Raw genomic sequence first — 15,834 nt, 5'->3', positions numbered from 1 at the left:
TATAAAGATTAAACTAAATTTAGATTATAATGAGCTCTGTTTTCTACATAGGATGCTATACACAAATGCTCACCGATGATTTTGGTGGGAAAGGTGAAGGTATTTACACCATTGAAATAAATAATAAAAATGGTGATATTAAAGTGCTTCACACATTTTCAATGACTAATCCGGCTTATCTGGCTTTAAGTGACGATAAAAAATACTTATACGCTTTAACCGAAGTTTTTGAAAACGAACAGCCAAAAGTTAAAGCTTTCAAGGTACAGGATGATTATTCATTACGGTTAATAAACGAACAAGCTATTGATGGTAGTTTGCCGTGCCATATTACTTTTAAAAATGATTGTTTATTTATTGCTTGTTATGGTTCTGGCAATTTACTTCTGTTCCCAACTAAAGATGGTGGAGCGTTATCACCTTATGCCCAAAACTTTCAGCATGAGGGAAGCAGTATAAACTTAGAAAGACAGGAAGGGCCTCATGCGCATCAATCTGTGGTTCACCCGAACGGTAAGGCTGTTTTTGTTCCAGATTTAGGCATGGATACTATAAAGACCTACCAATTAGATGGTGCGACATTAATCGAGACAAAACATAATGATATTCCTGTTGAGAAAGGTGGTGGTCCAAGACATATAGTTTTTAATAAAAAAGGTGATCTGGGATATGTAATAAATGAACTAACCGGAGATATCTCCATTTTAAAGCAAAAAAACGATAAATTCACCTTTTTAAAATCTGTTACTTCTTTACCCGAATTTTTTAATGAAACACCTAGTGCTTCTGCTATTAGAATTCATCCAAATGGGAACTATTTATATGCTGGCAATAGAACTTTGGATGCTATTACCATATTTAAAATACACGGTGACGATTTGGAGTTACAATCATTTCAATACACTAAAGGTAAAACCATACGAGAATTTAATATTATAGCTAATGGAAAATGGCTTATTGCTTGTTTACAAGATTCTGATGAAGTGATTGTTTATGAAGTTAGATCTGATGGTGAGTTAATCGAACAATATCGTAGTTTTGATGTTATTTCTGCTGTTTGTGTTACTGATGTGATAAATTAGATATAACTGTAACATATCAATATAAAAAGCACTTTTTTAATAGTTAAAAGTTGTCTTAAATAATTTTTAGCCAAATTAAAAACCCATTAGATTTGTAGGTAAACATATAACGGGTATATGTATATTGGTATACATATCCAGTTGTTAGCACCAATCAATTCAAAATCAAATGAAAATGAAAATGAAAGTTACAGTTGAGAAAAATGAAAAGGTTGCCAATATGATATTTGCATCCATTTATCCACTTTACCTGAATAGATTGGAAAAAAATGGTAGAACAAAAGAAGAACTCAACCAAGTAATTAAATAGTTTACTGGTTTTGATCAAGATGTTTTACAAGCACTTATTGATGAAAAAGCAACTTTTAGAACATTTTTTCAAAAAGCTAAAATAAATCCAAACGCACACTTGATTAAAGGAGTCGTTTGTGGTTATCGAATTGAAGAAATAGAGGATGAATTTGAATTGTATAAACAATGTAGACGTATGGAAAAGCTGATTGATGAATTGGCAAGAGGCCGTGAAATGGAGAAAATTTTGCGTGAAGAAAAAAAGTAGAAACTGGTGCTAACAAAACCTAAACTGCATCGAAACGCAGTTTAGTCAAAACGTTAAGCACAAGCTAAAAAAAGCGAATATAAATCATAAAACAAAATTGTTATGAAGAAAACATTCTTATTAATTGTATTAATTTCAATTAGTCTAAAAGTTAAAGCGCAAATTGACTCTAATGGCAATTTACAAATTGGATATAATAATAAAATATATAGTGTATCCGTAGAACCTTTTAAATTCGAATTAACTCCTTTTACAACTAGTGGACATACTGAATTTAGAAATTATTATGCCACAGGAAACTATAAATTTTTTGTATCAAATGGCACTCATGGAAATGGAAATACTATTGGATTATTAATTAAAGAAAATGGAAATATTGGAATTGGAACAAATAATCCCGGTTCTTGGAAATTAGCAGTCAATGGGAATATTAGAGCTAAAGAAATAAAAGTAGAAACTGGATGGTCAGACTTTGTGTTTTTTAAAGATTACAAATTACCCACATTAGAAGAAGTAGAAAGCCATATTAAAGAAAAAGGTCATTTAAAAGATATCCCAAGTGCTAAAGAAGTTGAAAAAAACGGAATTTATCTCGGTGAAATGGACTCAAAGTTATTGCAAAAAATTGAAGAATTAACTCTTTATACTATTGAACAGGAAAAACAATTAAAAACTCAAGATAAAGAAATTCAAGTGCTAAAAAAGGAAATCGAATCCTTAAAATTGCTAACAACTAAATTTCTAGAATTACAAAAAAGATTAGAAAAGAATAATCAAATTTGAATTATTTGATTATTAAAGAAACAATTTGCTACAACACGGTGTATAACAAATAGGGCGTTCGGTAGTTTACGAAAATTAGTGTTATTTACCAACACGCCAAATCGTTGATTTGGCTTTTAAGAATGAATAAATTAAAAACAAAAACAACGTTTTGGCTCAGTGCAAACTTGAAGGTTTATCGCTTTCTACTTCCCTATTTGCCATATACTAAACGTTATCTGTAATCAACCAAAAAATTAAACTACTAGAATATGAACCTCAAATTTGCTACAACCCTTTTTTTATCAATATTTATTTCAAATTTATCCGCTCAAAATTGCACACAAATAAACTCGGCCAATATGTGGGAAATTAACGATATAATTAATACTCTTTCTGCTAGTGGAGGTGGGTGTATTGAAATTACCCCTGGAGATTACTATCTAAACCAATTAATAGTTGGAAATGGAAACGGAAGTAATCAATTTATAATACCTAAAGATAATGTAGTTATCAAAAATTATGGTAAGCTATACTCAAAATGGATAATTTTTTATCTCAACGGAGTTAAGAATATAAGTATAATTGGAGATAAGATAGGCTATTTAGCAGAGGATACTAATTTCCCCACTAACCTTGGAAACAAAGGTATTCTTATTATTGATTCGGATAATATTAATATTACAGGATTGAATATTAATAGCTTTAAAAACAAAGGAATTGAAGTAGTGAATAGTACTAATGTAACGATTAGAGATAACAAAATAACCGGATCAGATAGCAGTTCGGGTGCAGGAATTGCCATTACAGATGCCTTGTTTGGAGGAACAAATTACAAAGGAGGATCATCTTTAAGTAATATTTCATCAAACTTTATTAGTAATTCTAGAATTGGAATTACTTTAAATAGATCTTTTGAGGTGGTTGTTAATAGTAATATAGTTGTGGACAACATAATTGCTGGAATCGCTTTGGATGGATCTGTAGATGGCTCCAATGATATAGGCACTGGTTCTCAAAACTGTGTAATATCTAACAATATAGTTAAAAATAATGCTAATTCAGATAGAAAAGGTTGTTTTACAGATCCAAATACTAACGAACCGAGCAATGATTTTCGCCAGGATTACGCTGGTATATATATTGGAAATGGAGCTCAGAAAAATATAATAACTAACAATTTTGTTAGAAATAATTATTATGGTATTAGTTATTTTGAAGAAGAAAATTTTACATCTACTCAAACATCTTATAATAACATAATATCAAATAACCAAGTAATCCTAAACAAATGGGTAGGTATAAAACTTACTAGAACTAACAACGCTATAGTTACTGAAAATCAAATAGTAAACAACAAATTAGCTGGTATACAAATCCATGATACAAATATTCTTAACTATACAATAAGAAATAATAATGTAATACTAAATGGGAAATATGGTTTTCTATGTACAGGTTGTGATAATGCTAATAAAGCTACTTTAAATTATTTTAATGTTTTGACAGGTCATACAACCAAGGATATTGAATTATTAAGCGAGGAGTATCAGAACTCCGTTTTATGTGATTAATAAAAAAACAGATAACAATTTGTATAATGCATATGCACCCTATGGGATGCAAACGCACCATACAAGAAACGTTGTACTTAATTAAAATAATATATGGGAGGTTTTGGCGCAGAAATATCAGTTGAAAAACTAAACAACCAACAATTCACAGACTCGGAGTTTGAAGGTCTTCAAAAAACAAATGACGAATTAAAGAAGATTTTTATTGATCTAAAAAACTCATTAGGTGAGAATTATTTATTCAGGCTTGGTAAGACAAAGGATTCCCAATCTGGTACAATTGTCGCAATAAATTTTGTATTATCTAATCACTACGGAACTAAAGAAGATTGCAATTGGCACATGGAAGTCGAATTAAAAAGATGCTAATGCCGTAGCAAAAAAACTACAAGATTTGTTACCAAGATCACAATATAAGATAGAAACTTATTACCAGTTTCTAGGAACTAAAACGAATAAGATAAAAAAGGATAAAGTAGATGTAGAGAAAATTAGAATGAGATTAAGTATAATGCAAATGGATAAAATTCAGACAAGAATTGTACTTAAAAAGAACAATGAGATAGTTATTGGGATAGTTTCACATTTAGAATATGAAGTAGACAAAAACGACAATCATTTAAAGTTAATTTTAGAGGATAAATCAGAATTTTCCATCTACACAAAAAAGATACAAGAGGTTGATAGAGCAGATCGATATTAAAAACGAAGCACAACAATGGCTCCTGGCTATCTTTTCTTCATACAAAAGATGTGGGGGCTAATAATCTTTTCAAACGCTAACCTTGTAAATCATTTTGGTTTTAATTTATTTAGGTATTTAAACAATGAATAATAGAACCAATGGGTAACACAGTATAAAATTAATTGCTGGTATAAGTCCACTCACGAAAATCCTCGCGGATTTTCTATTCGGTTTGTATTTGTTAAATTAGATGCTTAAAACAAACCATACACAAATACGATGTAGCTTATTTATATAAAACCTGAAATTTATTGATGAAACCCACCCTAAAAAAAATAATTCATTTTCCTTTAATAAAAATAGTTTTAGGAATTGCAATTTGCCTTGGAGTTCTAATTGGAGTTCAAAATCTGGTTACAAAACCAATCGTTTACTACCTTATCGATAATAAGCCAACTGGAGATACAATAATAAATTATTTCTCTGTTATTACCTTATTACTGAGCTATTTTTATTTTTTTAAACTATATGAAAAAAGAGACATTAAAGAACTATCTAAAACGAATTTAAAAACAGAGTTATTAGGTGGTTTTCTATTTGGTTTTTTGGTTTTATCCTTGGTTATATTAACTCTTTATTTACTAGGTCACTATACAGTTGTTAGTATTTCTGACTTTTCTTATCTATTAGCCCCGTTTTCATTTCTGGTAATTGCAGCTTTAATAGAAGAGGTTTTTTTCAGGCTAATTATATATAGAATTATTGAAAAATGGTTAGGAACTTATTTGGCTTTGATAATTATATCTATAATTTTTACAGTGCCACATTTATTGAATGATAATGTTACATTATTATCCGTTCTACTATTATTAACCTTTGGATTTGCACATAGTATTATGTATACCTATACGAAAAGGTTATGGTTACCTTTTGCATTCCATTTGGGGTGGAACTTTGCACAGCCTTTTTATGGTTCTAATCTATCTGGAACAGAAGAGGGACATATAATCAATTCAAACTTTGATGGCCCTATTTTATTAATAGGAAGTGAATTCGGAATAGAAGATTCTATTTTGTCTATAATTTTATTACTTATAGTATGTATTATCTTTTTGAGATTATCAATTAGACAGAAGAAAATAGTAAAAATAAGCAATAATGCCGCATAAAATTAATTGTTAGTGTAAGCCTACTTAGGAAACCCTCGCGGATTTTCTATTCGGCCTATGTTTGCTAAATTAAGTACTTATAACACGTAACAAATCATATACAAACCTTAGTAAACCATTCGAAAAAGCTGATTGCACATATAGAATTGATGAATTATACCGAAACTAATAGACTATCTAGATTAACAGCAATCTTAATTCAATTACAGACTAAACGAATTGTGACTGCTTCAGAATTAGCGAGTAAATTTGATGTTAGTAAAAGAACCATCTACAGAGATATAAAAGCATTGGAACAATCTGGTGTTCCCGTACTAACAGAAGAAGGAAAGGGCTATACACTAATGGATGGATATAAAGTTCCTCCCGTAATGTTTACTGAAAGCCAAGCAAACGCCTTAATTCTTGCAGAACAATTAGTGTTAAAAAACAAAGATGCCTCATTTATAAAAGATTACTCAGAAGCAATTGATAAAATAAAATCAATTCTAAGATATAGCACCAAAGACAAAGCTAATTTACTTGCTAATAGAACTCAGTATAACCAGGTTATAAATCAAGAAAGAAATAGTAACAATTTGTCAGATTTGCAAAATGCACTTACCAATTATAATCTTGTCAAGATACAATATGTTAATAAGGAGGGAACTGCAACGAGCAGACAGATAGAGCCATTTGCACTATTGAATTCAGAAAATTGGTATTTAATTGCATGGTGTCGTTTGCGTAAGGAGTTTCGATTTTTTCGATTAGATAGAATTCAAAAAACAGAAATTCTATCAGAATACTTTGAACCTCACAAAATGTCCTTACAGGAGTTTTTTGATAAATATCATTAATTATTTTTCACCCTTGCCATAGGGCTGTCGCTTGTCAGATATTTATTTGCATAAATTAATATTTAAAACACATAAAAATGACAAACGTAATTAATACTATGTTTAATCCAACCGATTTTCCCAAGCCCACTCTTATTTCGGTCAACGGTGTGAAACTCGAAGTCTTTGAAGCAGGTCAACAAAATGTAGGAAAACCTATTGTACTCTGTCACGGTTGGCCTGAACATGCTTTTTCTTGGCGCCATCAAATGCCAGCTCTTGTTGCAGCGGGCTACCATGTCATCGTCCCAAACCAGAGAGGTTATGGAAACTCATCCAGTCCGACCGAAGTAACTGAATACGACATTGAACACTTGTCGGGTGATCTCGTCGCACTTCTCGATCACTACGGATACGAAAATGCCACCTTTGTCGGTCATGATTGGGGTGCAATGGTCGTATGGTGGCTAACCTTATTGCATCCAAGCCGTGTAAATAAACTGATAAATCTGAGCGTACCTTACCAAGAGCGCTGGGAAAAGCCTTGGATTGAATTAATGGAAGTTATGTTTGGTGGCGACTTCTATTTTGTCCACTTCAATCGACAGCCAGGCGTTGCAGACGCTATATTCGAAGAAAATACATTCCAATTCCTTCGCAACATGTTCCGGAAGAACCACTTTATTGCAGAGCCTGAGCCAGGAATGATGATGATCAATCTCGCAAGAGCAGAAAAACCACTCGGAGAGCCAATAATGAGCGATAGCGAACTGGCAGTTTTCGTTTCCGCCTTCAAAGCATCAGGGTTCACTGGTAGTGTAAATTGGTATAGAAACCTTGATCGAAACTGGCACTTACTGGCAGACGTTGATCCAATCATCCAGCAGCCTGCACTCATGATCTATGGCGATAGGGACGCGGTCGCGAAGTCTAAAAATTTAGCAGACTTCGTGCCCAATGTAGAAGTAGTCAATCTGGATTGTGGTCATTGGATCCAGCAAGAAATGCCAGAAGAAACAAACCAAATAATTTTAAAATGGCTGGAAAAGCAGGATGCCAACTAGTCTCTTACACCAACAGTCATCCAACACTGATTTTCCCTGAAAACAGGGTGCTTTAAGTAATCGAATATATATCTTTATTATTTCAAAAACATTAGATAAGAATCATGAAACTATTTCTAACTTTCACAATACTAGTAGTATTGTCATGTAATTATATTATAGGACAAGATTTTCTGAAGAAAAATTATTTGAAGCGTTAGGTGTAATTTGATAAATGACTGTAATAGACAATGAAATAACGATTGAATTTTTGGACCACGTAGCAATTCGAGTTACAGATATGGGGTACACAAAAAAACGATTGTGGTGCATTTTGAAACAACCAGCACAAATAATTCACAAAAAATGAAAAATACTGATGAACCTATTGTTGTAGAACAGACTTTTAATGTTTCAATACGTGAAATCTGGAGTGCGATAACTGAATTAAATCGTATGAAAAAATGGTTTTTTGAAAATATTGAATCTTTTGAACCAAAAGTTGGATTTGAAACACGCTTTATCGTTAAAAATGAAGATAGGATATTTCCACATCTCTGGAAGATAACAGAAGTCAATCCAGAAAAAAGAATAGCCTACAACTGGAAATATGAAGGATACGAAGGAAATTCCTTTGTAATTTTTGAATTGTCTGAAGATAAAAAAGTCTCTAAATTAACATTGACTCATCAAGTGACAGAAAATTTTCCTCAAAATATTGAGGAATTCAAAAGAGAAAGCTGTATTGAAGGTTGGAAATGGTTCATAAAGAAGAGTCTTAAAGATTATTTAGAAAAATAAAAAAGCCACATCCAACATTGCCTGTTGTGTGTAATTCAGAAAAAAACAAATAATAAAGTTAAATTATTAAACAGAAAATCTTCTTTGGAACCCTTTACCATTTTATTGCAAAAAAATACTTTTGTTTAAATTGCGGTAAAAACTTGACCAAAGAAGAATTAAAAAACGATGAAAAATAACACTGGAATAGTTTTAATTCATGGAGCCGGATTAGGCAAGTATATTTGGAATGAAACCAATCAATATTTAAATAATCAAATTCTTCCAATAGAGTTTCCAAATAGAGAAATTGGAGACAAAACCAATGATAAACTTTTATTTGAAGATTATCTTAACTCGGCAATTGATCAAATCAATAATTGGGAAATAAATCAATTTGTAATTATTGCTCATTCAATTGGAGGTTGCATTGGTCTAAAACTAAACGATCATTTTAAAGAAAGAGTGAATGGGTTTATTGGGATAAGTGCCATAATCCCCAAAAAAGGGAAATCGTTTACGAGCTGCTTCCCTATTCCTATGAAAATAATTTTACCGTTAGTACTGAAATTATTTGGAACTAAGCCACCTGAAAAATCAATTATAAATGAACTTTGCAACGATTTAGAACTTTCTCAATCGAAAGAAATAGTCAGAAAGTTTACAGCAGAATCGGTGAAATTGTATACAACTAAAATTAATTATAACTCGTTACCAAAAATGAGTTTGTTCATTAAGCTCTTAAATGATAAATCGATTACTCAAAACATGCAAAATGAAATGATAAATAATCTTAACTGCAAAGAAGTAATTGAATTCAATAGCGGACATTTACCTATGATAGGTAAACCCAAAGAATTAGCAGAAATAATCAATAATTACATAAAAAATAAAAACGATAGCTAAGGCTATAGTTACTAAACGCAAACTGTAGCCATATTTCAGGACAGGACAGTAATACTTCTTTGTAAAACGAATAAAAAGCCTACTTACAGCACAGTATAAAAACATAGGACGGTTTAGGGCTAATTTGAAAACTTATAATTATTTATAAAGTCGCCTAATTTTTAATTTCGTATTTAGAAAAAATAAAAGCAAAATATGTAAATTTGACTTAGTAATAATTCGAAACGTAGTACTTATTCTCTACCCTACGTTTTTTTTATACGAAACGTTAACAATTAACCCCAAATAGAAATGCCTGCATACGCAATATTAGACTTAAAAGTATTTAACAAAGAAAAATTACAGGAATATAAAAACGTAGCTCCTGAAATCATTAAAAAATTTGGAGGAAAAATTATTATTCGCGGAGGTGAATCAAACACCGTAGAAGGAAATTGGAATCCGGAAAGAATTGTAATGATCGAATTTCCGAATTATGAAACTGCTAATAATTGGTGGAACTCTGATGAATATAAAATAGCAACTGAATTACGAAAAAAAGGAGCTGATACAAATGTAATAATCGTTGATGGAGTTTAATTGATAAAAAATAGCTAGCAAGAGCTAAACCAAAATAAGTTTATAACACTATATATATAGTAAATAGGGCGGTTTAAGACGATTCGAAAAGCCTGTACTTATTTGTCGTGTCACCACATCTTTTGATTTAGCTTTATGAAAAAAATAAATCAAAATGCAAAAGTCTGGTTTAGTGCATGATCGAAATTAATAGCTTGTTCTCTGCCCTAAATGCCATATATTTATTAGCCACATTGAACCTACTATGGAAATTTTAAAAAAAATAACAGACTTTATTTACGGAACAAGACAGGTAAGAGAAAAATACTCATCTGATAATCCTAACGAAAAAATTCTTGCGGCAGACGCATCAAAAGGAATTATGACTAAAGGGAACACGGAAATTAAACGAGATTTTGGTTGGGTAAATTCACAAAGAGCTGTTGTCCTGCTAACTGACAAAAGAATAAAATGCGGAAAATGGGATATTCCTCTTGATAACATATCGTCTGCTCAACTAGTTAAAATCAATACAACTTTTGGATCTGGACAAGTATTGAAAATCACGACAAAAGACCAAAATAATTTTCAATTCGGAATGCAAATGAACCGAGAATGGATTGAACAATCAGTTCTACCGTTGACTTTAGAAAAAGGAAAATTAAAGTTCTCTTTATTCAGTATAGCAATTCGTATATTTCTTGTTGGCTATTTTATTTATTGGATAATAGAAAAAATGAAATAAAATAGTGGTTAACACAGGTAGTTCAGGAGGGCTTAAAAAGGGTTATTCGAAGTCCTATTAAGGATTTTTATGTTTATCCCCTATTGTAGCAAATGAGATAGGCTACAAATCGAATAGCATTGCAATTTGGATGTTACTTCAACTATAAACTTGCTCGAATTTAAATAAAGTACTTGCTTAAAATATTTTCTTCAGTTTATTTATTTCACCTCAAAAAAATAGTAGAATATATCTACACATTATATAATATTGCAATAATTATAAGTCGCAAAATGAATATTCTCAGAACAACATTACTTCTATGTTTCAGCTTAGCTATATTTAAATCTATGGGACAATCTAATAATCAAGCCGTTCAAGTTGAAACTAAAAATAAAAATACCTACAAATATTATCAAATAGAAGTCTCAACTGGCCAAGGAGTAGTTGGTAAAATTATGCTTAACGGAGAAAAAATTCATGATTTTAATAAGGAAATGACTCAACTTAGTAGAAATTTAGAGCTAGAACAACTAAAAAATGGTACAAATAAATTAATCTTAAGTCTTTCAAAAATTCCAATTAATGTTAAAAAAGGATATTTTGAAGAAGCCTTGATTACTATAGTATTTCATGCCGTTAACGAAAAAGTATTTACTTCAAAAGAGACAGAATTTTTCAAAATTCTTTGGGATCCAAAACCCGAACAAACCGAAATAGAGATTGAATACCTTTTTGATTTAAATTTATAAAACACTTTATTCCGGCTATACTACCTAAAAAGTTTAGCTGTACACGTCTATTTAGGGCAACGTCGTTTAGTTAAGAGTTTTTAAGTTCTCAATAGCCAGGAGCCTTTCGTCTACGCTCAAGACAGGCTAAAGTCGAAACCTCTTTATTCATTGATGCTAAAAAGTTCTCGACTGCGCTAGAACAGACATAAATTGCCTTAACTAAATGACATTGCTATTTAGAGTAATCTAGCGTGAATCTTGGATAAGAAAATTTATGTCAGTTTGAGTGATCCCGATTTTCTTCGGGATCGTATCGAAAACAAGTAAATTTTTGACTAAAAAAGCTTCTCGATAGCTCCGCTGAGCGTAGTCGAAGTGCTAAATTCTTCCAGAATTTTACTCGAAGTGACTTTCGAGCTCTTAAGCAAGATTCACGTTAGAGTAATCTATATTTTTATCAATTCATATGTGTGACTTACTGGTACATTTTGCTGATAAATCTTACCTCTAACATCTTTTAGTTCTTGCCAAAGTGCATCTTGTTTTGGCAGTACCTCAAAATATTGATTACACATTTTAACCAAGTACGGATGCCAAGGTTTTCCTTCTTGTTTTTTAAGTTCTTCGTCTAAATAAGCTCTTTTATCTTTATTGATATTTGGCCCTTTATACTTTCGTAAGTTTTTATATTCGATAAGTGCTATCGTTCTAAGTTTACCATTAACCTTATGATATGCTTCACATAGGTTGAACACGTCCAACGCTTGTTTGTATTGAGGCGTCTTCTTATACTTTGATAAATCAATGCCACCTTCAAGTTCCTTTTTAGAAAATTCCCCAATGCTTATACCATCTATTTTTAATCGGTAGCTTCTTTTTTTAAGACCATCAACTTTTATAATCTGTTTGTTGAAATTTTCTGGAAAAGAAATTAAATCCAAGGCATCATCATATTTACTTGCAACGGGAAAAGGAAGTGATTTTTCCAGAACGTGAAATTTAAGTTTAGATGGATTTGCAATAATAGTAACGTCGCAATTAACTGATTGTGTTATAGTATTCTCTTTAGCATTTATATGAATTTTCGAAACAACATCTGGTGGATAAATCGTCTTTATTATTTCACTAGCCATAATAAAATGCCCAACATCTCCCGGGTGAACCCTGTCATGTCCAATAATTGTAAATGTTGAATCCCTCTCCTGCCCTTTTGCATTTATTTCGCTCATTAATGGATGAAAATCAACAAGTGGCGCATTATATTTTTTAGCTAATTTTCTAATGTGTACTGCACAATCGGCTAAAGCATCGTTTCCTCCAAACTTATTAGGACATTCTATTTTTGACGTTTGATCGTAAATCGTAGGTGTAAAAAAGATGGTTTTAATATCATTCTTTTTCAATAGACCTGATAATTCTTCGGTAAGCTCATAATATCTGTTTAAAGCATTTTTTCGTTTTGCTATTAACGTTGAATCTACCGTTACCCCTGATTCATATAATCCCAATTGAATATCATTCATCCCTAACATCACAAAGGCATAATCAGGTTTTAGTGATAATATATCCTTATCTAATCTATATAAAACACCTTCGGTAACATCACCGGAAACACCACAGTTATAAAACGATACGTTGTTACCAGGAAATTGGGTCGCAAAATACGTTTGAAACAACATATGGTACCTACCATCCTGTGTAATACTGTTCCCTATAAAACAAACCTTATCGTTTTCTTTAAAAACTGGGAGAGTTTGTGCATGGTTTTGTTGAATGAAAAAACCTAAAAAGAGAATAATACCTAAAAGCTTTATGTAAACTTTTTCCATTTATTAGCGTATTTATCGTTAAAATATATCTGTTTTAAAACTCACGTTAATCGAGTTCAAATTATTAAGTAATGCCTAATTGATTTTTAATTCAATCGTTTTACTTTCAATGTTACCAGAACTAACTTTAACCTTAAGGGTAGAAGGGTTTAAATTAGACTGTAGAATCATTAAAGCCTTCCCGTTTGATGTCGTTAAACTATTATTTTGATAATCCTGAACACTGGCAGGAGAACCATTATCTACACCCAACAATCTCGCATCACCTTCTATGTGAAATGTTACTTCTCTTTCCTCATTTTTAATAACATGCCCTAGTTCGTCTGCTAGTTGTACGGTAAAATGTACCACATCATAAGCATTTGCATTAATGTCCTTTTTGTCTGCTTCAAGTAGTAATTGTGAAACAGCGCCAGCAGTTTGAACTGTTGTTTCAACTCGTACTCCGGTACTTTTAGCTCTGAGTTTTCCTCCTTTGTATGGTACCAACCATTTTAAAATATGATCGTTAAAATCAGATAGTTTTTTCGTTCCTAATGACTCATTATCTAAAAACAACTCAACTTCGGGCTGATTGGTATATACCTCAACAACAATGTTATTACCAGCTTCATAGTTCCAATGTTCATTTACATTTTGCCATCCCCATGTTTGTCTTGCTGACCATAGTGGTGTTTTTTCAACAAGCTGATTGGTTGATTTATTTAATTTATAAGGTGATTTTTCTAAAGTTTGCGTCGTTATATGAATATGAGGCTCGTCGGACCAAAGCGATTTAAACATCTGGTAGCTTGGTTTTTCAAAACCGGCAAAATCAAGTAATCCGCTGCCACTGCCTCTTCTAGGCCAATTGTTCGACTCTCCCATATAATTGATTCCTGTCCACATAAAAATTCCAGAAATAAATGGTTTCTCTAAAACCGGTTTCCATTCGTGGTAACGCGTCCAATTTTCTGTACCCAGAAAGGTCATATCCGGGTAATGCTTACGGCAATAATCGTAAACAGATTGTCTGTAACTAAGACCAACAATATCTAAAGCCTCGGCATATCCTGAAAAATTACTTACCGAAGGAATTACCAAGTTTGCAGTTACCGGTCTGGTTGTATCAACCTCCTTCACCCACTTTGAAAGCTTTTTAGCAGTTTCAGCCAAATTATACGACCCTGCTTCTGCTTTATTGAAATTAGTTTTAATTTGTTCTACAGATAAAGGCGGTTCATCCCAATAATAATCTACATCTCCAACTTTGGTTTCGCCCCAATACCCTGTGGATTGCCCGTATCGTTTATAAGTCCATTCAATTTCGTTTCCAATACTCCACATAATAATCGAAGGATGGTTTCTATCTCTTAAAATCATACTTTTTAAATCGCGCTCTGCCCACTCGGTAAAATGCTCTGTATACCCTCTGGTTAAAGGACTAGCTTCTTGCTGATTATAATTATGTCTTTTGTCTTTCGGATTGTTCCACTCATCAAAAGCTTCATCCTGAACTAGAAAACCCAATGCATCACAGATGTCCAAAAATTCCTCCGATGGTGGGTTATGCGCCGTCCTAATGGCATTGCAACCACTTTCCTTAAGCTTTTTTAAACGGCGTTCCCAAACACCTTTCGGCACAGCTGCGCCAACCAATCCGCCATCATGATGAAGGCAAACCCCTTTAATCAACGTGTTTTTTCCATTTAAATAAAAACCGGTATCCTTATCGAACTTTATATCACGAATTCCAAACGTTGTTTCATAAGTATCTACTAAAATATCTTCTACATATACTTTAGAAACAGCCTGATACAAATGTGGATTTTCTGTATCCCACAGGTTTGGTTTCTCAATTCTGATTAATTGATCCAGACTTTGTGCTTTATTTCCATCAATGCTCAAATCGTAGCTTTTTGAAGCAACTTTTAAGGTATTGAAATAAACGCTGGTTTCAACAACGGCTTGTTTATGAGTATCGAATTGGTTTTCAATGTTGGTTTGAACAAGAACGTCTGCACTTTCTTCTGATACATTCGGCGTAGAAACAAAAACACCCCATTGTGGAATATGAAGCTTATGTGCCGAAACCAGTTTTACATGTCTGTAAATACCAGACCCCGGATACCACCTGTTATCTATATAGGCAGACCTATCTATTTTTATGGCTATTAAGTTCTTTTCACCATATTTTAAATGCTCACTTAAATTATATTTAAAAGGTGTGTAACCATAAGGATGTTTGCCTAAATAATGGCCATTTATCCATACCTCGGAATTTGAATAAGCACCATCAAATTCAATCCAGGTCGTTTTATCTTTTGTTGTTTCCGGTACTTCAAAGGTCTTTCTGTACCAGCCTATCCCTCCGGGTAAAAAAGCTGTGGCTCCAGCGGCGTTTTCTTGTGTAAACGAATGCTCAACGCTCCAATCGTGTGGTAGTCTAATTTTTCTCCATTGGGTATCGTCAAAATCGGTGCTACTTGCCTTATCAACAGTTCCTAAATGAAATTTCCATCCAAAATTAAAATCTTCAACCACTCGCCCACTGTTTTTTGGTGAGGACACACAAGCTGTTAGGCATGTTGCTAATACTATTAAAAACAGATTTTGAAAATTTACTCTCATA

15 protein-coding genes and 1 pseudogene are annotated in these 15,834 nt (G+C 32.3%); 14 read left to right on the top strand and 2 right to left on the bottom strand.

Going from position 1 to position 15,834, the window contains the following annotated elements; translation table 11 throughout:
* Positions 1-29 precede the first annotated feature (29 nt).
* From C1H87_RS18305 to C1H87_RS18240, 14 genes and pseudogenes are all read left to right on the top strand, one after another.
* Entirely contained in the window at positions 30-1,082 is a 1,053-nt protein-coding gene (locus C1H87_RS18305) for a lactonase family protein (RefSeq protein ID WP_102757204.1), read from the top strand.
* A 181-nt stretch (positions 1,083-1,263) separates the two neighbouring features.
* A pseudogene (locus C1H87_RS18300) lies at positions 1,264-1,641 on the top strand (DUF2200 domain-containing protein).
* A 102-nt stretch (positions 1,642-1,743) separates the two neighbouring features.
* Positions 1,744-2,424, top strand: a complete 681-nt coding sequence (locus C1H87_RS18295) for a hypothetical protein (RefSeq protein WP_102757203.1) — start codon at positions 1,744-1,746, stop codon at positions 2,422-2,424.
* Positions 2,425-2,675: 251 nt separating this feature from the next.
* Entirely contained in the window at positions 2,676-3,977 is a 1,302-nt protein-coding gene (locus tag C1H87_RS18290) for a right-handed parallel beta-helix repeat-containing protein (protein WP_102757202.1), read from the top strand.
* Positions 3,978-4,070: 93 nt separating this feature from the next.
* The gene (locus tag C1H87_RS18285; RefSeq protein WP_102757201.1) at positions 4,071-4,346 is read left to right on the top strand and encodes a hypothetical protein; all 276 of its coding nucleotides are present in this window, start codon (positions 4,071-4,073) and stop codon (positions 4,344-4,346) included.
* 25 nt (positions 4,347-4,371) lie between these two features.
* Entirely contained in the window at positions 4,372-4,680 is a 309-nt protein-coding gene (locus C1H87_RS18280) for a hypothetical protein (protein ID WP_102757200.1), read from the top strand.
* A gap of 296 nt (positions 4,681-4,976) precedes the next feature.
* Positions 4,977-5,831 (top strand): CPBP family intramembrane glutamic endopeptidase, encoded by an 855-nt coding sequence (locus C1H87_RS18275; protein ID WP_102757199.1) that lies wholly within the window; start codon positions 4,977-4,979, stop codon positions 5,829-5,831.
* Positions 5,832-5,980: 149 nt separating this feature from the next.
* Complete coding sequence (locus tag C1H87_RS18270) at positions 5,981-6,670, top strand: helix-turn-helix transcriptional regulator (protein WP_102757198.1); 690 nt, start codon at positions 5,981-5,983, stop codon at positions 6,668-6,670.
* A 77-nt stretch (positions 6,671-6,747) separates the two neighbouring features.
* Positions 6,748-7,713 (top strand): alpha/beta fold hydrolase, encoded by a 966-nt coding sequence (locus C1H87_RS18265; RefSeq protein ID WP_199769304.1) that lies wholly within the window; start codon positions 6,748-6,750, stop codon positions 7,711-7,713.
* 345 nt (positions 7,714-8,058) lie between these two features.
* The gene (locus C1H87_RS18260; RefSeq protein WP_102757197.1) at positions 8,059-8,493 is read left to right on the top strand and encodes an SRPBCC family protein; all 435 of its coding nucleotides are present in this window, start codon (positions 8,059-8,061) and stop codon (positions 8,491-8,493) included.
* Positions 8,494-8,661: 168 nt separating this feature from the next.
* Positions 8,662-9,378 carry an alpha/beta fold hydrolase gene (locus tag C1H87_RS18255; RefSeq protein ID WP_102757196.1) on the top strand — a complete coding sequence of 239 codons (717 nt, stop codon included), beginning with the start codon at positions 8,662-8,664 and terminating at the stop codon, positions 9,376-9,378.
* Between the two features lie 291 nt (positions 9,379-9,669).
* Positions 9,670-9,957: a DUF1330 domain-containing protein gene (locus C1H87_RS18250; RefSeq protein WP_102757195.1), complete on the top strand. Its 288-nt coding sequence runs from the start codon at positions 9,670-9,672 to the stop codon at positions 9,955-9,957.
* A 244-nt stretch (positions 9,958-10,201) separates the two neighbouring features.
* Positions 10,202-10,681: a hypothetical protein gene (locus C1H87_RS18245; protein WP_102757194.1), complete on the top strand. Its 480-nt coding sequence runs from the start codon at positions 10,202-10,204 to the stop codon at positions 10,679-10,681.
* 329 nt (positions 10,682-11,010) lie between these two features.
* Complete coding sequence (locus tag C1H87_RS18240; RefSeq protein WP_102757193.1) at positions 11,011-11,412, top strand: hypothetical protein; 402 nt, start codon at positions 11,011-11,013, stop codon at positions 11,410-11,412.
* Positions 11,413-11,840: 428 nt separating this feature from the next.
* Here C1H87_RS18240 and C1H87_RS18235 read toward each other — a convergent pair whose 3' ends face one another.
* Complete coding sequence (locus tag C1H87_RS18235) at positions 11,841-13,223, bottom strand: SGNH/GDSL hydrolase family protein (protein ID WP_102757192.1); 1,383 nt, start codon at positions 13,221-13,223, stop codon at positions 11,841-11,843.
* A gap of 75 nt (positions 13,224-13,298) precedes the next feature.
* Positions 13,299-15,833 (bottom strand): glycoside hydrolase family 2 TIM barrel-domain containing protein, encoded by a 2,535-nt coding sequence (locus C1H87_RS18230; RefSeq protein ID WP_102757191.1) that lies wholly within the window; start codon positions 15,831-15,833, stop codon positions 13,299-13,301.
* Position 15,834: the final 1 nt, after the last annotated feature.

The sequence above is a fragment of the Flavivirga eckloniae genome (assembly GCF_002886045.1).
Lineage (GTDB): Bacteria > Bacteroidota > Bacteroidia > Flavobacteriales > Flavobacteriaceae > Flavivirga > Flavivirga eckloniae.
This window is presented reverse-complemented; position numbering and strand designations above follow the sequence as displayed.